The organism is Kitasatospora sp. NPDC001603, from assembly GCF_040298365.1.
Lineage (GTDB): Bacteria > Actinomycetota > Actinomycetes > Streptomycetales > Streptomycetaceae > Kitasatospora.
Genome location: NZ_JBEPAA010000009.1, coordinates 145,811 through 164,033, shown reverse-complemented (window position 1 = coordinate 164,033; position 18,223 = coordinate 145,811). Strand labels below are relative to the sequence as shown.

Below are 18,223 nucleotides of genomic sequence, written 5' to 3'. Positions count from 1 at the left end.
ACAATTGGACCATTCCCGATCGCCCGCCCACCGATTCGGCGTCATGCTCTATCCGGACCAGCCCTTTCCGGTGCTCGCGCAGCGGCTGGGCTGGCTGGAGGAACTCGGTTTCGACCAGGTGTTCGTACCCGATCACAGCGCGGACCTGCGCAATCCGAGCGGCCTCTGGTTCGACAGCTGGTCAGTGCTGGCCATGGCGGCCGTCACCACCCGGCGAATCCGGATCGGCACCATGGTGGCCAACCAGATCCTGCGCCCGCCGGCCCAGCTGGCCAAGCAGGCGATCGCCCTCGACCACCTCTCCGGCGGCCGGTTCGACCTGGGCGTCGGGGCCGGGCTGTTCCCCTGGGACCACCACAGCGTGGGGCAGGTCCCGTGGTCGCCCAAGGAGCGCGCCGAGCGCCTCGCGGACTACCTGGCGATCGTCGACGGGGTGCTGCGCGGCGGGATGTTCAGCCACCAGGGGGCCCAGCTGTGGGTCAAGGACGTGGTGACCGTACCCGGTTCGCTGCAGTCGCCGCGGCTGCCGCTGATCGTCGGCGGCCAGTCGCCGACGCTGATCCGGGTGGCCGCCGCGTGCGCCGACGCCTGGAACACCCACGGCCCGCCGGGCGCGAGCGCCCAGGAGGTGCTCGGCATCACCGCCGAGCAGAACCGCCGGCTGGACCGGCTCGCCGCCGAGGCCGGCCGCGACCCCGCGGCCGTCCGGCGCGGGTACACGATCTTCGGGCCCTGGGACCCGAGAAGGGGGCGGCACGGCTACGAGGAGATCTTCGAGCGCTTCACCGGGGCCGGTGTCGCGGATTTCGTCCTGGACTGGCCGGGGGAGGCCCATCGGGAGGAATTCGAAAGAGTCGCCCGTGAGGTGATTCCGCCGCTGCGCGACAGCTGACGGAAACATCGCACACCACGGGGGATTTCACGACGCGATCCTGTCCCGCGTATCGGCCGGGAGGGCCCGGCCGGTACGCGAATGCCGTACGGGGGATCACAGGAATTCGGCAGTTCGTCGCAGACGGGCGGTTCGCCCGGGATTCGCGTGAAGAGAAGGTGTGACAGAGATGATCGAAGACGTGGCCGGCACGGCCACCACGGGGGCTTCGGACAACGGGGGTGCTCTGGGCAACGGGGGTGCTTCGGACCACGGGAATGCTCTGCACGACGGCGGTCCGGCGGACGGCGGTGGCGTGGCCGTCGGTGGCGTGGCTGTCGGCGGCGGGACGGTGGCGGAGCCCCTGCGGGGCCGCGGCGGGATCACCGTGACCAAGGCCGACCGCCAGTACGAGGACCTGGTCAGCGGCCTCAACCAGCGCTACGTCGCGGCGCCCGACTCGGTCCGGCTGGTGAGCACCACCGAGGAGGTCGTCGCCGTCGTCCAGGAGGCGGTCGACCGGGGCAAGCGGCTCGCCGTGCGCTCCAGCGGGCACTGCTACGAGGACTTCGTCCACAACCCGGAGGTCCGGATCATCCTGGACATGTCCGGCATGCACGCGGTGGGCTACGACCCCCGGCTCAACGCGATAGCCGTCGAGTCGGGCGCCACCAACCTGCGCACCTACCAGACCCTCTACCCGGAGTGGGGCGTCGTCGTCCCCGCCGGGTTCTGCTACTCCGTCGCCATGGGCGGCCACGTCAGCGGCGGCGCGTGGGGTCCGCTCTGCCGGCTGCACGGCCTGGTCGTCGACCACCTGTACGCGGTCGAGGTGGTCGTGGTCGACGCGGCCGGCCGGGCCCGCGCGGTGATCGGCACCCGCGACCCGGACGACCCGAACCACGACCTCTGGTGGGCCCACACGGGCGGCGGAGGCGGCAACTTCGGCGTCGTCACCCGCTACTGGTTCCGTTCGCCGGGCGCCACCGGGCGGGACCCGCGCGCCCTGCTGCCGAAGCCGCCCGAGGAGCTCCTGGTCAGCGCCGTCAGCTGGCCGTGGGACGAGCTGAGCCGGGACGAGTTCGTCCGCCTGGTCCGCAACTACGCCGACTGGCACGTGGCCCACCTGGGGCCCGACGACCCGGCGCGGGCGCTGATCAGCCAGCTGGTGCTCAACCACCGCAGCGCCGGCCAGATCGGCATGCTCGTCCTGGTGGACGCCTCGGCGCGGGGCGCCGAGCGGCTGCTCGCCGGCTACCTGGAGCGGATCGGCGAGGGCGTCACCGTGGAGCGCGGCGCGCTGACCCGGCACATGGGCGAAATGCCCGCGATGCCCCAGTTCGCGGCCCCGCGCCGACTGCCCTGGCTCCAGGCGGTCCGGATGCTCGGCACCACCAACGGGGTGCTCAACGACCCGACGCTGCGCGCCGAGTACAAGTCCTCCTTCATGCGCGCCGGCTTCCCCGAGGGCCAGCTCGACGCGCTCCACGCGCACCTCACCCGCGAGGACGTGACCAACCCGAACATCAGCGTGCAGCTGACCTCCTACGGCGGCCGGATCAACGCGGTCCACCCGGCGGCGACCGCGGCGCCGCACCGGGACGCGGCCTTCAAGATGCTCTGGCAGGTGTTCTGGAACGACCCGGCCGACGACGACCGCAACATCGGCTGGGCACGCGACTGCTACCGCGCGGTCTACGCCGACACCGGCGGGGTGCCGGTGCCGAACGGGGTCACCGACGGCTGCTACGTGAACTACCCCGACATCGACCTCAACGACCCGGGCCTCAACACCTCGGGGGTGCCCTGGCACGACCTCTACTACAAGGGGAACTACCCGCGCCTGCAGCGGATCAAGGCGGCGTGGGACCCGCTCGACGTGTTCCGGCACGGCCAGTCCGTCGAGCTGCCCACGGCCTGAGCGGCGGCCCGGGCGGCGGCTCGAAAGGCGGCCCCGGTGGCGGCTCGGATCGCGTCCCGGACGGATGCCCGGACGGATGCCCGGACGGATGCCCGGACGGGTGGCCCGGCGGGTGCTCGGCGGGGCCCGGACGGGTGCCCGGTGGGGCCCGCTCCGCGGCCGGACTGCCCGCCGCCGTGCCCCGCTGCCGCCGTGACCCTCGAAGGAGCCTTCCGATGACCTCCCTGCTCGCGATATCCGCCAGCCCCTCGGCCGGCTCGCGCACCGCCGCGCTGACGGCCCACCTGGTCCAGCTCCTGGCCGAGGCCGGCTTCCGGACCGGGCACGTCCGGGTCCGCGACCTGCCGGCGGCGGAGCTGCTCGCCGGGCGGGCCGACAGCGCCGTGCTGCGCGACGCCCTGGCCGCGGTGGCCGCCGCGGACGGGCTCGTGGTGGCGTCGCCCGTCTACAACGCGGCCTACAGCGGTCTGCTGAAGGCCTTCCTGGACGCACTGCCCCGGTCCGGGCTGGCGGGCAAGACGGTGCTGCCGGTGATGACCGGCGGGAGCCTCGCCCACGCGCTGGCCCCCGACTACGCGCTGCGCCCGGTGCTGACGGCGCTCGGCGCGCGGTACGTCGTCCGCGGCGCGTTCGTCCTCGACGCGGCGGTCGAGCCGCGGGACGGCGGGCCGCCGCGGCTGGCGCCGGAGGCCGCTCCCCGGCTGGAGCAGGCGGTGGCGGACTTCCTGGCCGCGCTGCCGCCGGACGTGCCCGGTGGACTGCCCGCGGCCGGGCGGTCCGGGCCGGGCGCCCTGGCGCGGAGATGACGACGGCGGTCCCCGGAGCCTCCGGGGACCGCCGTCGCCGTCCTGGGGGGGTGCGCAAAGTCCCGCCGGGTCCGCGACGTTGCGCAGACCCCCTAGCCCTGGGCCTCGTCGGCGGTGTGCGCAAGGGTGATCCCGTGCTGGGCGGCGAGCCGCAGCAGTCCGGCGATCCGGCCCTCGTAGGCCTGGACGCCGTCGGCGTCCTGGTCGGTCCGGGCTGCCGCGAGTTCCTCGCGGGCCCGGGCGAGCTGCTCGCGCAGCTCCTGGTCGAACATCGCTGTCATTGCCGGCCTCCAAAAGGTCGGTGCCGCTCCGGGGAATGCGCGGGGCAGTTCAGAGTCTACGAAGGTGAAGAACTCTTCAAGTCCCGCCCGCCGCGTCGCCCGGGGTGGCGTTTTCCTGGCGTACGTGCCGGCGGGTCGGTCCGCCGGCAGGCGGGCGGCGGGCGCCGCCGGGGCGCGCGGCCCGGGCGTGTGCGCCCTTGTTGTGCTAGCACTTCAGCGCTAGCTTGAATTTCATGGGTAAGAAGCAGCTGAACGTCCGGGTGGACGCCACCACCGCGGAGATGGCCCGGGAGCGGGCGGAGCAGCAGGGGATCAGCATGAACCAGTACATCGAGCGCCTGGTCCAGCAGGACATGGGCGAGGCCGGGCGGGCGTTCGTCGACGCCGCCGCGCAGTTCATGAAGGAGTACGAGACGGCCTTCCTCGCCGAGTTCGGCGAGCACGGAGACCTCCAGGACGTGCGCCGTTGAACCTGGAGGTCGACCTCTCATGGCTGCTCATGACAGCCGAGCAGTACACACCCGGTGACCCGCAGGTCACCGACTACGGATCGCTGCTCGCGGCGGTCACCCGCCACCAGGCCGAGATCTTCGACATCGCCGTCTACCCCGAACCGCAGGACCGCGCCGCCGCCCTGATGCACCAGCTCATCCGGGTGCCGGCCCTGGAGAAGACCAACGAACTGTTCGCCACCGCCGTCGCCTACGCCTACCTGGTGGCCAGCGGGTGCACCGTGGCGACCACCGCCCGTGAGGTGCGCAGCCTCGCCCGGGCCATCCGGGAGGGGCGGCTCGGGGTGTCCGGCGTCGCCGAGCGGCTGGCCGCCTGGGTGGTGGACGAGGCCGAGGGCGAGGACGTCAGCGGCGAGGACAACGAGGACGAGGAGTAGGCGCGGGTGCCTGGGCCTGGGCCTGGGCCTGGGCCTGGTGCCGGCCCGGCCGGGGCGCCGGCGGGTCGGGGCTCGGCCGGGTGGGCCCGCCGGTGCCGGCGGGCCCACCGCTCGCCGTCGGCTAGGCCGTGGCGGGCTCGGTCGTGGCGGGTTCGGTCGTGGCGGGCTCGGCGATCAGGGCCGTCGCGAACGGGCGGAAGCCCGCCCGGCGGTAGATCCGCGCGACGTCCTCGTCGGCGGCGGACAGGAAGACCGTCCGCACGCCGTTCGCCCGCGCGTGCGCGACCAGCGCCGCCGTGACCGCCAGGCCGAGGCCGCGCCGGCGGGCCGTCGGCAGGGTGCCGACGCCGGCCACCTCGGTGACCGGGCCGACCGGGTTGTGCTGGCCGGCGCAGAGCGCCGTACCGTCCTGGACGGCCGCGGCGAGCACGGTACGGCCGGCGGCGATCCGTTCGGCGATCCGCTCGACCGTGCCGTCGGAGGCCAACTGCTTCGCGGCTGCCGCCAGTTCGTCGGGACCGGCCAGGCCGGTGGCGGTGCCCGGCTCGCCGAACGCGAGGTGCGGGACGGCCACCGCGCTCGCGAGGTCCGGGTCCTCGGCGGCCAGCACCCGCACCGACACTCCCGCGGGCGGCGCGGTCTCCGGCAGGGTGGGCTCCTGGTCCGGGCCCAGCACCAGCAGCGGGTGCTCGTGCACCGTCAGCCCGGCCTCCTCGACCGCCGCGCGCAGCCGCGGATCGTGCTCGGCCACCCACTCGAAGGCCTGCGGCGCGCCCAGCTCGCGCTGGCGGGCCAGCACGCGCAGGACGTCCTCGGCGGTGACCGCCGGGCCGGTGTGGCCGAGCGCCGGGCGGGCGTAGTACGGCCAGCCCTCGCCCTCGCGGACGAACAGGCTCAGCGGCCCGAAGTCCTCGACGCGGGCGGCGCTGCGCGGTACGGCGTCGTAGTAGCGCTCGATCTCGTCGAGGAGGGGGCGGAGGGCGGGATCAAGAGCGGCGGCAGAAGTCACGCGGTGCATCCAAGCAGGCCGGTCGGGTTCCTGCCAGCGATTTGCGGTCGGCCCGCCGTGCGGGGGGTCGGCGCGCGGAGGGCCGGTCCGTGTGCGGACGGCCGGGTTTCCCGGGCCGCTGCCGCCCACTCCGGGGCCGGGCATATCGGACCGATTGTTGCCGAATGCTTACAGGCCGGGCGATCTTGTGTGCGGGCCGCGTGGCATCCTGGGGCCTTTACAGCTCCGCCGGACCGGACGGCGGGCGTCGGCACGGGGAGAGGCGAGGGGGATGACAGGCTCATGAGGCTCTGCTTTCTGGTCGAGGAGCACTACCGGCACGACGGCATGCCGCTCGACGTGGTGCGTCAACTCACCGCCTGGGGCCACCGGGTGGACGTGCTGCGGCCCGGGAACTCGCTGATGGCGATCTCCGAGGCGGTGCGGGCCGGCAGCCATGACGCCTGGGTGCTCAAGACCGTCTCCGGCGGACCCGGCCTGACCCTCCTGGAGGCGGCCGCCGCCGTCGGCCTCACCACCGTGAACGACGTCCGTTCCATCCGCGGCGTCCGGGACAAGGCGCTCGCCGCCGTGATCGCGCGCACCCGGGGCCTGCCGGTCCCGGTGACCTACGCCGCCGCCCGCTGGGAGTGGCTGGCCGAGATCCCGGCCGCCGAGTACCCGTTGGTGGTCAAGCCCGCCGACGGCAGCTCCGGTCGGGCCGTGCGGCTCGTCCCCACCCCCGAGCACCTGGTCGAACTCGGCCCCGAGCTGGCCGGCGAGGGCCTGCTGATCGCCCAGCCGTACGTGCCCAACTCCGGCACCGACCTCAAGGTGTACTGCGTCGACGGCGAGCTCTACGCGACCGAGCGCTGCTCCCCGCTCCACCCCGGCCAGGGGGTGCGCGAGCGGCAGGTGCCGCTCGGCGGCGACGTCGCGCGGATCGCCGCGCAGGTCGGGGAGGTGTTCGGCCTCGACCTCTACGGCGTCGACGTGCTGCTCGGCCCGGACGGACCGGTGGTCGTCGACATCAACGACTTCCCCAGCTTCCGCCAGGTGCCGGACGCGGTCGCCCGGGTCTCCCGCGCCGTGCTGCGGCTGGCCCGCACCGGCACGGCCGTCTCCGCCCCGGCGCCCGCGCTCGCGCAGGAGCCGTCCGGGCCGGTCGCCGAGCCGGTCCGGCTGCCCGTCCAGGGCGCGGCCGTGGCCGTGGGCGGCGCGGGCCCGTTCGACGGCCTCGGACGCGCCGACCTCGTCAACGGCGCGGTGGGCGGAACGCTGTGAGGATCGGCCTGCTCACCCCCGACCCCGGTCACCCGCTGCTCGCCGCCACCGCCGCGCTGCTGGCCCCCGACCACCGGGTCGAGAGCCTCGACGCCAACCGCGACGACCTCCCGCCCGCCGAACTCCTCGGCCCCGGCCCGCTCGCCGACGTGTACCTGCTCAAGGCCCGCACCCCGCAGGCCCTGGCGCTCGCTCGCCATCTGGAGGAGCGCGGCGCCCCCGTCGTCAACTCGGCCGCCGCGACGGCGTTCTGCCAGGACCGCACGGCCATGGCCGACCTCGCCCGGCGGTCCGGCCTGCCGTTCGCCGCCACCCGCACCGCCGCCGCCCTCACCGAACTGCCCGATCCCGACTACCCGTTGGTGATCAAGAGCCGGCACAGCCGCCGGGGCGACCTGGTCGCCCGGGTCGACGACGCCGCCCGGCTGCGCGCCCTCGCCGAGGAGTGGCCCGACGAGCCCGTGGTGGCCCAGCCCTACCTCGCCGGCACCGGCTGGGACCAGAAGCTCTGGGTCGTCGACGGGCAGGTGTTCTGCGCCCGCCGGCGCTCCGAACTCGCCGAACCCGCCGGCGAACCCGCCGACGGCGGGGCGTTCGGCCCCCGCGAGCTGCCCGCCGACCGCGCCGGGCTGGCCCGCCGGGTCGGCGAGGTGTTCGGCCTCGACGTCTACGGCGTCGACCTGCTCGACGGCCCCGCCGAGCCGGTCATCGTCGACATCAACGCCTTCCCCGGCATCCGCGGCCAGGCCGGCGCCCCCGAGGCCCTCGCCGCCCTCGCCCTGCGGGTGGCCCGGCGGGGCGGCGGCCACCGCGTCCCGGCACCACGGGATGCGCGGCGGGACACCGCCGGTCGTTAGGCTTGAGCCCTCCGGCCGGACCGCACGACCGGACGGCGAGAGAAGACGGACGTTGCTGCAGGACATCCAGCCCTACCTGGCCTGCCCGCACTGCGCGCAGGCCCTCACCCCCGACGGACGCGCGCTGCGCTGCCCGACCGGGCACAGTTTCGACGTCGCCAAGCAGGGCTACGTCAGCCTGCTCGCCGGTGACGCGCACACCGGCACCGGTGACACCGCCGACATGGTCGCCGCCCGCAGCGACTTCCTCGCCGCCGGCCACTACCGCCCGATCGCCGACGCACTCGCCGAAGCCGCCGCCGCCGTCGCGCCGGACGGCCTGGTCGCCGACCTCGGCGCCGGCACCGGCCACTACCTCGCCCACGTCCTGGACGCCCTGCCCGACCGGCCCGGCGCCGCCCTCGACATCTCCAAGTACGCGCTGCGCCGGGCCGCCAGGGCCCACCCCCGGATCGGCGCCGTGGTCTGCGACGCCTGGCGGCCGCTGCCGCTGCTGGACGGCGCCGCCGGGCTCGTCCTCAATGTCTTCGCGCCGCGCAACGGCCCCGAGATCCGTCGTGTGCTGCGCCCCGGCGCCACCCTGCTGCTGGTCTCGCCGACGCCGCGCCACCTGCGCGAACTCGTCGGCGCGCTCGGGCTGCTCTCGGTCGACGAGGAGAAGCAGCGCCGGATCGACGAGAAGCTCGGCCCCCATCTGACACCGGCCGGGCGCCAGGAGGTCGAGTTCGGGCTGCGGCTGTCCGCCGCCGACGTCCGCACGGTCGTCGGCATGGGGCCGAGCGCCTGGCACACCGACCGGGAGCGGCTGGCCGCCCGGCTCGCCGACCTGCCGGACCCGGTCGAGGTCACCGCCTCCGTGACGGTCGCCGCCTACCGGCGCTGAGCGGGTGGGGCGGGGAGCCGGGGGTGCCGGGGAGCCGGGGGGAGCCGGGGGTCCTCGGCGGTGTGGGGGCCGTAGTCCCGGGCCGGTACACGGCATAGCCCCTGGTCGGGCTGCCGGGCCTCGTTGGGATGAAGGTGCCTCATTGGGATGAATCTGCCGGGCAGGCACGTTTCTGCCACCCGAGCGGGGGCTAACGTCCGACGGGTGAACCGCGACGCCACCCGGCCCGCAGCGCCGGCCCACCCCCATCAGCGGACCCCGGACCCAGGCCCGCCGCCCGTGCAGCGCCCCACCGTCGAGGAGATCCGGCTCACCTCGTTCAAGTCCTACCGGCGCGCGGTCCTGCCGCTCGCGCCCCTCACCGTGCTGTACGGGCCCGCCGGCGTCGGCAAGTCCAACGCCCTCGACGCCCTCGCCGTCCTCTCCCGGCTCGCCCTCGGCGAGGAGATCGGCGACTCCCTCGACGGCCTGCCCGGCCGCGGCGGCCCCCTCGGCACGGCCATCCGCGGCGGCCTCGACGGCTGCGTCCCGCACGGCCGCGACGCCGTCATCCTGGGCTGCACCGTCCGCTCGGACCAGGGGCAGATCCGGCTGGAGCTGGTCATCCGCACCGACGGCCCGGTCCGGATCGCCCGCGAGCAGCTCACCCTCGACGGCCGGACCCTCGTCGAGACCGGTGAGCAGGACCTCCGCCGCCACCGCGTCAACGTCGGCTGGCACAACGACACCCGGCAGGGCGACATCCACGCCCCCTTCCCGAACACCACCCTGATCACCGCCCAGATCCCGCTGCGGGTCGCCGGGTCCTCGCCCGGCGAACGGACGGTGCTGGCCGCCACCGAACAGGTGCTCACCGCCCTGCGCGAGGTCTTCCCCGTCCACCCCGTGCCCGGGCTGATGCGCGACTGGGCCCGCCCCGACCCGCAGGCCCGCCTGCTCGGCAGCGCCGCCAACATCTCCGCCGTGATCGCCCGGCTCAGCAACGAATGCGCCCGCCGGTACGGCCAGCTGCTGCGCGTCGTCCAGTCCGCCGCCCCGCACCCGCTGCTCGGGATCGACCTCGCCCACCGCGGCGCCGGGGCCGACGAACGGGTCCTCGCCGTCTTCGACGAGGGCGTCCTCGGCCGCACCGGCGCCGACCAGGCCTCCGACGGCATGCTGCGCCACCTCGCGTTCGCCGCCGTGCTGCTCACCGGCGCCGGGGTGCTCGACCTCGACGTGGCCACCGAGGTGCCCTGGGCGCACCGGCAGCTCACCGTGCTCGCCGAGGACCTCGGGGCGGGGCTCGGCACCGAGCAGGCGGCCTCGTTGCTGCGGCTCGCCCGGGAGATGGCCGGCCGCAACCAGCTGCGGGTGCTGGCCGCGCTCCAGGAACCGGCCGCGGTGCGGGAGGCGTTCGGCGGGCCGGGCGAACTGCCGCCCGGAGTCGCCCTGGTGGAGTGCCGGCGCGACCCCGGCTCCGGGCACACCGTGCTGCGCGCGGAGACCGCGCGGGTACCGGCCCAGGCCGCGCGCGGGGAGGCGGCGGGGCCGGTTCCGGGAGCGCCGGGGGTGGTCGGGCCACCGCGACGGGCGGCCGCGACCCGGGATGCGGTAGACCTGGACGGGTGAGCGAACGAGAGACGGAACCCGCCGGCCCCACCCTGGAGGGCCTGCGACAGCGGCTGACGGAGTTCGCCGCGGCGCGCAGCTGGGAGCCCTTCCACACGCCGAAGAACCTGGCCGCGGCGCTGACCGTGGAGGCCGGCGAGCTGCTGGAGATCTTCCAGTGGCTCACCCCCGAGCAGGCCGCCTCGGTGATGTCCGAGCCGGACGCGGCGCACCGGGTGCGGGACGAGGTCGCCGACGTCCTCGCGTACCTGCTGCAGTTCTGCACGGTGGTGGGCGTGGACCCGCTGACCGCCCTGGCGGCCAAGATCGAGCGCAATGAGCTGCGCTTCCCGGCGCCGGGGTCCGGGACGGGACCGGGGGCGGGGTCCGCGCACTGAGGGTCGGGTCGGGCCGGGGGCGGACCGTCGTGGCCGGGCCGGGCCGTGGCCGGGTCGTAGGCGGGTCGTGGGCGGGACCGTCGGGTTCCGGCTGTGGGCGGAACCGTCGGCCGGGCCCCGGCCTCGCCCCGTGCTGCGGTCGGCGTCAACCGGGCGTGGGCGAACAACCCCTGGGAGGGACAAGAGTTGTCCACAGCCCCGGGGTTGTCCACAGGTTCCGAGCAGGTGGCTGCGCCGATCCCTTCGCCGGCGCACGCTTTCGCCGTGACCAGGTGTCCACCGGTCGTACGGGTCCTACGGGCCGTACGACCGGGCGGGCACGGCGAGAACGGGTGGAAGGGGTGGCGGCCGATGGAGGCGCTGCGACTGATCAAGACGGCCCGGCACGCCCTGGCCGAGGCCAGGAACGTGTCCGACGTGCTGCTGGAGGCGCGGCAGGCCGCGCTGCTCACCGAGGCGGTGGGTGCCCGGCTGGCGGAGCTGGAGGATCCCGGACCGGACGACCTCGGGCTGGCGGGCCTCGGTCAGCAGCTGGCCGAGGCGGGTGCGCACGCGGCCGGCTGCCTGGACCAGTCCGCGGGCGACTCGTCCGCCCTGCTGGGCCTGGGCATCGGCGGCCGTGCCGGGCGGCTGACCGGGCTCGGTGAGATCGGCCCGGCCCTGGAGGAGCTGCTCGGGCTGCTCCAGGAGGTCGGCGAGACGCTGGTGGTGCTGGCCTGCGGGGCCGACACCGAGAGCCTCTACTGGACGTGCATCGACGGGGTCGACGCCGGCGCCGACTGCAAGGAGGTGGTGGGCCGGCTGCGGGAGGCCGTCCGACGGGCCGAGGGCGATCGGGAGACGACGGGCGACGAGGTCGGTCCACCGCCGGTCCCGCTCCCGGCGGCCGGACAGGGGTCGCCGTTACTGGTGCTCCGGCTCGGCCCGCCGGGTGACGGCGAGCCGGGACAGGAGGCTCCGCGGCCGGACTACCGGGTGCCGGGCCCGGCCGGTGCGCCGGAGGTGTCCGTGCCGGTGGGGTAGCCGCTCGGGGAGGTGCGCCGGGCGCCCGACGACTGCAGGTCGGCGAGGTCCGCGGTGACCGAGGCGAGCAGCTCCTGCATCTGCTCCAGCAGGCTCTTCGGGGTGGCGGCGCCGGTCGGCCGTGCGGCGGCCGACCCGGCCGGGTCGCTCGGGGACTGTGGCGCGGCAGGTGCCTCGGACCAGGGTTCGGACATGAGGGGGCCTCTTCGGATCGGTGGTGCGGCGTCAGGCGGGCGGCGGCGGGCCGGCCGGTGGCGCGGGGTGGCCCGCCGCCTCGCCGACGGTTCCGACGCCCCGCCGCAGCAACCAACGAATCTCCGCGCGGCCGGGTCACCGGGCACCACCCGATGCGGTCCAACTCCCGTCGACGGTAAGCCTCCCGGGTGAGCCCGGGTTGCCGCCGGCGAGCCGCCTCGGCTAGGCACCGGGCAGGCGGGCAGGCGGGCAGGCGGGCAGGCGGGCAGGCGGGCAGGCGGGCAGGCGGGCAGGCGGCCAGGCGGGCACGCGGGCAGGCGGGCACGCGGGCACGTGGCTGGGCCGAGTGGGGCCGGTGCGGCCAGTGCGGCCGGTGTCGGCACGGCCGTGCCCGTGCCCGGACCCGGCGACCGTCCGACTCGTCGTCCGGGCTGTCACCGGCCCGGACGACCAGCGCCTCGGGAGGGGAGCGGTGGGAGGGGTGGGGGTGGGCCCCCGAAGACGGGCAGACGCCACCCCGGGCAACCGCCCCGGAAAGCCGAAGCCCCGGCGCCGCCGAAGCGGCGCCGGGGCCCGAGACCTCGAAGGAGGCGATCAGTTGTGCGCGTGCAGCTCGGCGTTCAGACCGCCCCAGGAGCCGGCGCGGGCGATGACCTCGACCGCACCGGTCTGCGAGTTGCGACGGAAGAGGAGGTTGTCCTGGCCGGACAGCTCCACCGCCTTCGCCACCTTGCCGTCCGGGGTGGTCACCCGGGTGCCGGCGGTGACGTACAGACCGGCCTCGACCACGCAGTCGTTGCCCAGCGAGATGCCGATACCGGCGTTGGCGCCGAGCAGGCAGCGCTCGCCGACCGAGACGACCTGCTTGCCGCCGCCGGACAGGGTGCCCATGATCGAGGAGCCGCCGCCGATGTCGCTGTGGTCGCCGACCACGACGCCCGCGCTGATCCGGCCCTCGACCATGGAGGTGCCCAGGGTGCCGGCGTTGAAGTTGACGAAGCCCTCGTGCATCACGGTGGTGCCGGCGGCCAGGTGCGCGCCGAGCCGGACACGGTCCGCGTGCGCGATCCGCACACCGGAGGGGGCGACGTAGTCGGTCATCCGCGGGAACTTGTCGATCCCGTACACGGCGAGCTGGCCGCCCTGGGCGCGGACCGCCAGCCGGGCCTGCTCGACCTTCTCCACCTGCACCGGGCCGATGCTGGTCCAGGCCACGTTGGCGAGCAGCCCGAACAGGCCGTCCAGGCTCTGGCCGTGCGGCTTCACCAGACGGTGGCTCAGCAGGTGCAGGCGCAGGTAGGCGTCGTGCGCGTCGATCGGCTTCTCGTCGAGCGAGGCGATCGTGGTGCGCACGGCGACCACCTCGACGCCGCGGCGCGCGTCGGCGCGCAGCGCCTCGGCGGCGCCGGCGCCCAGCTCGGTCTCGGCCTGCTCGGCGGTCAGGCGGACGGTGCCGGCCGGGCCGGGCTCGGCGGCCAGGGCGGGGGCGGGGTACCAGGTGTCGAGGACGGTGCCGTCGGCGGCGATGGTGGCCAGACCGGCGGCGACGGCGCCGCTTGCGAGGGAGGTGGATTCAGCAGTCACATCGTGCACGTTAACGAATGCGGGCCGTCGGTGCCGAACACGCTCACCGTGCGGACGGGGCCGCAGGCCGCTCCGGGCGGCGGCACGGCAGGGTCCGGAGCCGTCGCGGAGGGGCCCGGAAGCGCCGTGCGCGAGGTCCCCGGCGGGCCGTCGCGGGGCCTCCCCGGGAGACCACGCCACGCCCGGGCGCGCGGAACCCGGTGCCCGGCGCGCAAAACCCGGTGCTCGGCGGGCGGGAGCTGGGCAATACTCGGGCCGGTGTTCATGTCGATCTCCACCACCGGTACTGCCGAGAGCCCGGCCACCGACCTCGGCTTCCTGCTGCACAAACACCCCGGCAAGGTCCAGCGGTTCGGGACGTCGCACGGCGAGGCCCACGTCTTCTACCCGGAGGCGGGCGACGAGCTCTGCACGGCCGCGCTGCTGCTCGACATCGACCCGATCGCACTGGTCCGCCGCGGCCGGGGCAAGGGGCGGGGCGGCTCGCCGGACTTCGCGCTCGCGCAGTACGTCAACGACCGCCCCTACGCCGCGTCCTCGCTGCTCGCGGTGGCCCTGCGGACGGTGTTCCGGTCGGCGATGAAGGGTGTCTGCGAGGCCCGCCCCGGGCTGGCCGAGCGTCCCCGCCCGCTGCGGATCGCGCTGCCCGCCGTGCCCGCCAACGGTTCGGGCGAGGGCGGCGGCCCGGCCATGGTGGCCCGGCTCTTCGAGCCGCTGGGCTGGCAGGTCGAGGCGGTGGCGATCCCGCTGGACGAGGAGTTCCCCGAGTGGGGCGAGTCGCGCTACGTGCGGGTCGAGCTGTCCTGCGCGACCGTCCGCCTCGCGGACGCGCTCCAGCAGCTCTACGTCCTGCTGCCGGTGCTCGACGGTGCCAAGCACTACTGGGTCGCCCCGGACGAGGTCGACAAGCTGCTCGCCGCCGGCGAGGGCTGGCTGGCCGACCACCCGGAGCGGGCCCTGATCACCCGTCGGTACCTCTCCCGGCGCTGGTCGCTCACCCGGACCGCGATGGAACGCCTGGAGCTGGCCCGGCTCGCCGAGGCCGACGACCGCGAGGTCGAGGAGATCGACAACGCGGTGGACGACACCGACGGCTCCGAGCCCGGCGCCGCGCACCCCGCAGGCGCCGAGCCCGCCGAGCCCGCCGAGGAGGCGGCGCCGGGGGCCGCGCCGAAGCAGCCCCCGCTCGCCGAGCAGCGCCGGACGGCGATCCTGGCCGCCCTGCGCGAGGTCGGGGCGGCCCGGGTGGCCGACCTCGGCTGCGGGCAGGGCGAGCTGATCGGCGCCCTGCTCAAGGACGCCCGGATCACCGAGGTGCTCGGGGTCGACGTGTCCGCCCGGGCGCTGTCCGCGGCGGCCCGCAAGCTGCGGCTGGAGCGGATGCCGGAGCGTCAGGCGGCCCGGGTCAAGCTGGTCCAGGGCGCGCTGACGTACACGGACGCGCGGCTGAAGGGCTTCGACGCGGCCGTGCTCTGCGAGGTGATCGAGCACCTGGACGTGCCCCGGCTGCCCGCCCTGGAGTACGCGGTGCTCGGGGCGGCCCGCCCGTCGGCGGTCGTCGTCACCACGCCGAACGCCGAGTACAACGTCCGCTGGGAGAGTCTGCCGGCCGGCCACGTCCGGCACGCCGACCACCGCTTCGAGTGGGACCGCGCGCAGTTCCGTGCCTGGGCCGAGCGGGTGGCGCGGACGTACGGCTACACCGTCGTGATCCGCCCGGTCGGGCCGGAGGACCCCGAGGTGGGGCCGCCGACCCAGCTCGCGCTGTTCCGCGTCGGCACCCCGGTCGAGCCCACGGCCCCAACAGCCGGCTCCCCCGTCTCCCCCGACCCGGCGGCCGCCGGCGGCTCCACTGCCGCCGCCGGCACCACCGCACCCGTCCGCACGACGCCCGAAGGGGGCGAGCCCCGATGACGACCGACGACGCCGCACAGTCCCCGAGCCCCACCGGGCCCGCGCCCACCACCGCGGAGACCCCCGGCACCTCCGGCACCCGCACCGCCGGGGCGCGCCGCCTCCCGGTCACCGACGTCTCCCTCGTCGTCCTGATCGGCACCAGCGGCGCGGGCAAGTCCAGCTTCGCCCGCAAGCACTTCCTGCCCACCCAGGTGATCTCCTCCGACTTCTGCCGCGGCCTGGTGGCCGACGACGAGAACGACCAGTCCGCCTCCGCCGAGGCCTTCGACGTGCTGCACTACATCGTCGGCAAGCGCCTCGCGGCCGGCCGGCTGACCGTCGTGGACGCCACCAACGTCCAGTCGGAGGCCCGCAAGCAGCTGATCCGGATCGCCCGCGACCACGACGTGCTGCCGATCGCGATCGTGCTGGACGTCCCCCCGGGCGTCTGCGCCGAGCGCAACCGCTCCCGCCCGGACCGCCAGCTGCCCGCGCACGTGGTCCCGCGCCAGCACCGCGAACTGCGCCGTTCGATGCGGGGCCTGGAGCGCGAGGGCTTCCGCAAGGTGCACGTCCTGCGCGGCGAGGCCGAGGTCGAGGCCGCCGAGATCGTGCCCGAGAAGCGCTTCAACGACCTGCGCCACCTCACCGGTCCGTTCGACGTCGTCGGGGACATCCACGGCTGCCGCTCCGAGCTGGAGACGCTGCTCACCCGCCTCGGCTACGCCCTCGCGCGGGACGACGCCGGCCGCGCGGTGGACGCCGTCCACCCCGAGGGCCGCACCGCCGTCTTCGTCGGCGACCTCGTCGACCGCGGCCCGGACACGCCGGGCGTGCTGCGCCTGGTGATGGGCATGGTCGCGGCCGGGCACGCGGTCTGCGTCCCGGGCAACCACGAGAACAAGCTCGGCCGGGCCATGGACGGCAAGAAGGTCACCGTCTCGCACGGCCTCCAGGAGTCGCTGGACCAGCTGGCGGGGGAGTCGGAGGAGTTCCGCGCCGAGGTCCGGGCGTTCATGCGCGGCCTGGTCAGCCACTACCTGCTGGACGGCGGCGCCCTGGTGGTCTGCCACGCCGGCCTGCCGGAGAAGTACCACGGCCGGGCCTCCGGCCGGGTGCGCTCGCACGCGCTCTACGGGGACACCACCGGCGAGGCCGACGAGTACGGCCTGCCGGTGCGCTACCCGTGGGCGGAGGAGTACCGGGGCAGGGCCCTGGTGGTCTACGGCCACACGCCGGTGCCGGTGGCGAGCTTCCTCAACAACACCATCTGCCTGGACACCGGCTGCGTCTTCGGCGGCAGCCTGACCGCGCTGCGCTACCCGGAGCGCGAGCTGGTGAGCGTCGAGGCGGAGCAGGAGTGGTACGCGCCGGTCCGGCCGATGATCACGGACGCGCCCGGCTCGCGCGAGGGCCGTCCGCTGGACCTCGCGGACGTGGCCGGCCGCCGGGTGGTCGAGACCGCGCTGCACGGCCGGATCGCCGTCCGGGAGGAGAACGCGGCGGCCGCGCTGGAGGTGATGAGCCGCTTCGCGATCGACCCCCGGCTGCTCGCCTACCTGCCGCCGACCATGGCCCCGAGCGCGACCTCGCGCCGCCCCGGCTACCTCGAACACCCGGAGGAGGCCTTCCTCGCCTACCGCGAGGACGGCGTCCGGCAGGTGATCTGCGAGGAGAAGCACATGGGCTCCCGCGCGGTCGTGCTGGTGGCCCGGGACGACACCGCGCTGGAGAAGCGGTTCGGGCTGGCCGGCCCGGGGGCGATCTGGACCCGGACCGGCAGGGCGTTCCTCGGCGACGACGGCCTGACCGCCGCCGTCCTGGGCCGGCTGCGGGCCGCGGCCGAGAGTTCCGGGCTCTTCGACCGGCTGGCCACCGGCTGGCTGTTGCTGGACACCGAGCTGATGCCGTGGTCCTTCAAGGCCACCGAGTTGCTGCGCCGCCAGTACGCGGCGGTCGGCGCGGCGGCGCGCGCGGCGCTGCCGCAGGTGCTCACCGCGCTGGACCAGGCGGCTGGCCGCGGGCTCGACCTCTCCGCGCTGACGGCCCGCCAGCGGCAGCGCGCCGCCGACGCGCGGGCCTTCACCGAGGCGTACCGGCGGTACTGCTGGCCGACCGAGGGCCTGTCCGGCATCCGGCTGGCGCCGTTCCAGGTGCTGGCCGCCGAGGGGGCGAACCTCGCGGTGCGCCCGCACGACGAGCACCTCGCCTGGATCGACGGCCTGGTCGACGCCGACCGCGCGGCCGAGCCGGACGCCCCGGTCCTGCACCGGACGGCCCGGCTGCTGGTGGACACCGGTGACGAGGCGTCCGTCGCCGCGGCCGTCGCCTGGTGGGAGGAGCTCACCGGGGCGGGCGGCGAGGGCATGGTGGTCAAGCCGCTGGTCTCGCCGGCCCGGGGCAGGGCCGGGGAGGGCCGCCCGGGCGGGCTGGTCCAGCCCGGGGTCAAGGTCCGCGGCCGCGAGTACCTGCGGATCATCTACGGGCCCGACTACACCCAGTACCTGGACCAGCTGCGGCAGCGCTTCCTCGGGCACAAGCGCTCGCTGGCGCTGCGCGAGTACGCGCTGGGCCTGGAGGCGCTGGACCGGCTCGCGGCGGGCGAGCCGCTCTGGCGGGTGCACGAGCCGGTGTTCGCCGTCCTCGCGCTGGAGTCCGAGCCGGTCGACCCCCGGCTGTAGGGCGGGACCGCGGGGGCCGGCCTGCGCCGCCCGCCGCGCCCGGCCCCCGCCGGCGGGCCTCGTCCGGGCGCCGCGC

Annotated in this window: 17 protein-coding genes; 13 read left to right on the top strand and 4 right to left on the bottom strand. The window is 75.6% G+C overall.

The features are described 5' to 3' along the window. The first annotated feature begins 43 nt into the window (after positions 1-43). The 3 genes from ABT263_RS09275 (at position 44) to ssuE (ending at position 3,598) form a co-directional block, all read left to right on the top strand. Positions 44-892 carry an LLM class flavin-dependent oxidoreductase gene (locus ABT263_RS09275; RefSeq protein WP_352289256.1) on the top strand — a complete coding sequence of 283 codons (849 nt, stop codon included), beginning with the start codon at positions 44-46 and terminating at the stop codon, positions 890-892. A gap of 169 nt (positions 893-1,061) precedes the next feature. Then, entirely contained in the window at positions 1,062-2,792 is a 1,731-nt protein-coding gene (locus tag ABT263_RS09270; RefSeq protein ID WP_352289253.1) for an FAD-binding oxidoreductase, read from the top strand. Positions 2,793-3,007: 215 nt separating this feature from the next. Continuing rightward, entirely contained in the window at positions 3,008-3,598 is a 591-nt protein-coding gene (gene ssuE, locus ABT263_RS09265; RefSeq protein ID WP_352289250.1) for an NADPH-dependent FMN reductase, read from the top strand. Between the two features lie 92 nt (positions 3,599-3,690). Here ssuE and ABT263_RS09260 read toward each other — a convergent pair whose 3' ends face one another. Then, the gene (locus ABT263_RS09260; RefSeq protein ID WP_352289247.1) at positions 3,691-3,879 is read right to left on the bottom strand and encodes a hypothetical protein; all 189 of its coding nucleotides are present in this window, start codon (positions 3,877-3,879) and stop codon (positions 3,691-3,693) included. Between the two features lie 233 nt (positions 3,880-4,112). Between ABT263_RS09260 and ABT263_RS09255 the strand changes: the two genes are divergently transcribed. Together ABT263_RS09255 and ABT263_RS09250 are read left to right on the top strand one after the other, a co-directional pair. Beyond that, positions 4,113-4,349, top strand: coding sequence for a toxin-antitoxin system HicB family antitoxin (locus ABT263_RS09255; protein WP_329487667.1), 237 nt, complete (start codon positions 4,113-4,115; stop codon positions 4,347-4,349). Positions 4,350-4,378: 29 nt separating this feature from the next. Then, positions 4,379-4,768: a fic family toxin-antitoxin system, toxin component gene (locus ABT263_RS09250; RefSeq protein ID WP_329487666.1), complete on the top strand. Its 390-nt coding sequence runs from the start codon at positions 4,379-4,381 to the stop codon at positions 4,766-4,768. Positions 4,769-4,889: 121 nt separating this feature from the next. Here the strand turns inward: ABT263_RS09250 and ABT263_RS09245 are convergent, their stop codons facing one another. After that, the gene (locus ABT263_RS09245; protein ID WP_352289244.1) at positions 4,890-5,777 is read right to left on the bottom strand and encodes a GNAT family N-acetyltransferase; all 888 of its coding nucleotides are present in this window, start codon (positions 5,775-5,777) and stop codon (positions 4,890-4,892) included. A 282-nt stretch (positions 5,778-6,059) separates the two neighbouring features. On the opposite strand from ABT263_RS09245, the gene ABT263_RS09240 reads away from it, so the two are divergent. The 6 genes from ABT263_RS09240 (at position 6,060) to ABT263_RS09215 (ending at position 11,791) form a co-directional block, all read left to right on the top strand. Continuing rightward, the gene (locus ABT263_RS09240; RefSeq protein WP_352289241.1) at positions 6,060-7,040 is read left to right on the top strand and encodes an ATP-grasp domain-containing protein; all 981 of its coding nucleotides are present in this window, start codon (positions 6,060-6,062) and stop codon (positions 7,038-7,040) included. Continuing rightward, positions 7,037-7,897, top strand: coding sequence for an ATP-grasp domain-containing protein (locus ABT263_RS09235; protein WP_352289238.1), 861 nt, complete (start codon positions 7,037-7,039; stop codon positions 7,895-7,897). The genes ABT263_RS09240 and ABT263_RS09235 overlap by 4 nt, the downstream gene beginning before the upstream one ends. A 52-nt stretch (positions 7,898-7,949) precedes the next feature. Further along, the gene (locus tag ABT263_RS09230) at positions 7,950-8,780 is read left to right on the top strand and encodes a putative RNA methyltransferase (RefSeq protein ID WP_329487662.1); all 831 of its coding nucleotides are present in this window, start codon (positions 7,950-7,952) and stop codon (positions 8,778-8,780) included. A gap of 279 nt (positions 8,781-9,059) precedes the next feature. After that, positions 9,060-10,391: an AAA family ATPase gene (locus ABT263_RS09225; protein ID WP_352289235.1), complete on the top strand. Its 1,332-nt coding sequence runs from the start codon at positions 9,060-9,062 to the stop codon at positions 10,389-10,391. After that, entirely contained in the window at positions 10,388-10,768 is a 381-nt protein-coding gene (locus tag ABT263_RS09220) for a nucleotide pyrophosphohydrolase (RefSeq protein WP_352289232.1), read from the top strand. The genes ABT263_RS09225 and ABT263_RS09220 overlap by 4 nt, the downstream gene beginning before the upstream one ends. A 351-nt stretch (positions 10,769-11,119) precedes the next feature. Next, positions 11,120-11,791, top strand: a complete 672-nt coding sequence (locus ABT263_RS09215; protein ID WP_352289229.1) for a DUF6099 family protein — start codon at positions 11,120-11,122, stop codon at positions 11,789-11,791. On the opposite strand, the gene ABT263_RS09210 is transcribed toward ABT263_RS09215, so the two are convergent. Both ABT263_RS09210 and dapD read right to left on the bottom strand, forming a co-directional pair. Beyond that, on the bottom strand, positions 11,737-11,985 hold the full coding sequence (locus tag ABT263_RS09210) for a hypothetical protein (RefSeq protein WP_352289226.1): 249 nt from the start codon (positions 11,983-11,985) through the stop codon (positions 11,737-11,739). The genes ABT263_RS09215 and ABT263_RS09210 overlap by 55 nt on opposite strands. 595 nt (positions 11,986-12,580) lie before the next feature. Continuing rightward, positions 12,581-13,570 (bottom strand): 2,3,4,5-tetrahydropyridine-2,6-dicarboxylate N-succinyltransferase, encoded by a 990-nt coding sequence (dapD, locus tag ABT263_RS09205; RefSeq protein WP_502885776.1) that lies wholly within the window; start codon positions 13,568-13,570, stop codon positions 12,581-12,583. 258 nt (positions 13,571-13,828) lie between these two features. Between dapD and ABT263_RS09200 the strand changes: the two genes are divergently transcribed. Both ABT263_RS09200 and ABT263_RS09195 read left to right on the top strand, forming a co-directional pair. Continuing rightward, positions 13,829-15,484 (top strand): 3' terminal RNA ribose 2'-O-methyltransferase Hen1, encoded by a 1,656-nt coding sequence (locus ABT263_RS09200; RefSeq protein ID WP_352289220.1) that lies wholly within the window; start codon positions 13,829-13,831, stop codon positions 15,482-15,484. After that, positions 15,481-18,147 carry a polynucleotide kinase-phosphatase gene (locus tag ABT263_RS09195; RefSeq protein ID WP_352289217.1) on the top strand — a complete coding sequence of 889 codons (2,667 nt, stop codon included), beginning with the start codon at positions 15,481-15,483 and terminating at the stop codon, positions 18,145-18,147. The genes ABT263_RS09200 and ABT263_RS09195 overlap by 4 nt, the downstream gene beginning before the upstream one ends. The last annotated feature ends 76 nt before the right edge of the window (positions 18,148-18,223 follow it).

Coding starts and splice junctions, on each gene's coding strand:
- ABT263_RS09275 (WP_352289256.1), top strand. CDS start 44: ATGCTCTATCCGGACCAGCCCTTTCCGGTGCTCGCGCAGCGGCTGGGC.
- ABT263_RS09270 (WP_352289253.1), top strand. CDS start 1,062: ATGATCGAAGACGTGGCCGGCACGGCCACCACGGGGGCTTCGGACAAC.
- ssuE (WP_352289250.1), top strand. CDS start 3,008: ATGACCTCCCTGCTCGCGATATCCGCCAGCCCCTCGGCCGGCTCGCGC.
- ABT263_RS09260 (WP_352289247.1), bottom strand. CDS start 3,879: ATGACAGCGATGTTCGACCAGGAGCTGCGCGAGCAGCTCGCCCGGGCC.
- ABT263_RS09255 (WP_329487667.1), top strand. CDS start 4,113: ATGGGTAAGAAGCAGCTGAACGTCCGGGTGGACGCCACCACCGCGGAG.
- ABT263_RS09250 (WP_329487666.1), top strand. CDS start 4,379: ATGACAGCCGAGCAGTACACACCCGGTGACCCGCAGGTCACCGACTAC.
- ABT263_RS09240 (WP_352289241.1), top strand. CDS start 6,060: ATGAGGCTCTGCTTTCTGGTCGAGGAGCACTACCGGCACGACGGCATG.
- ABT263_RS09215 (WP_352289229.1), top strand. CDS start 11,120: ATGGAGGCGCTGCGACTGATCAAGACGGCCCGGCACGCCCTGGCCGAG.
- ABT263_RS09210 (WP_352289226.1), bottom strand. CDS start 11,985: ATGTCCGAACCCTGGTCCGAGGCACCTGCCGCGCCACAGTCCCCGAGC.
- ABT263_RS09195 (WP_352289217.1), top strand. CDS start 15,481: ATGACGACCGACGACGCCGCACAGTCCCCGAGCCCCACCGGGCCCGCG.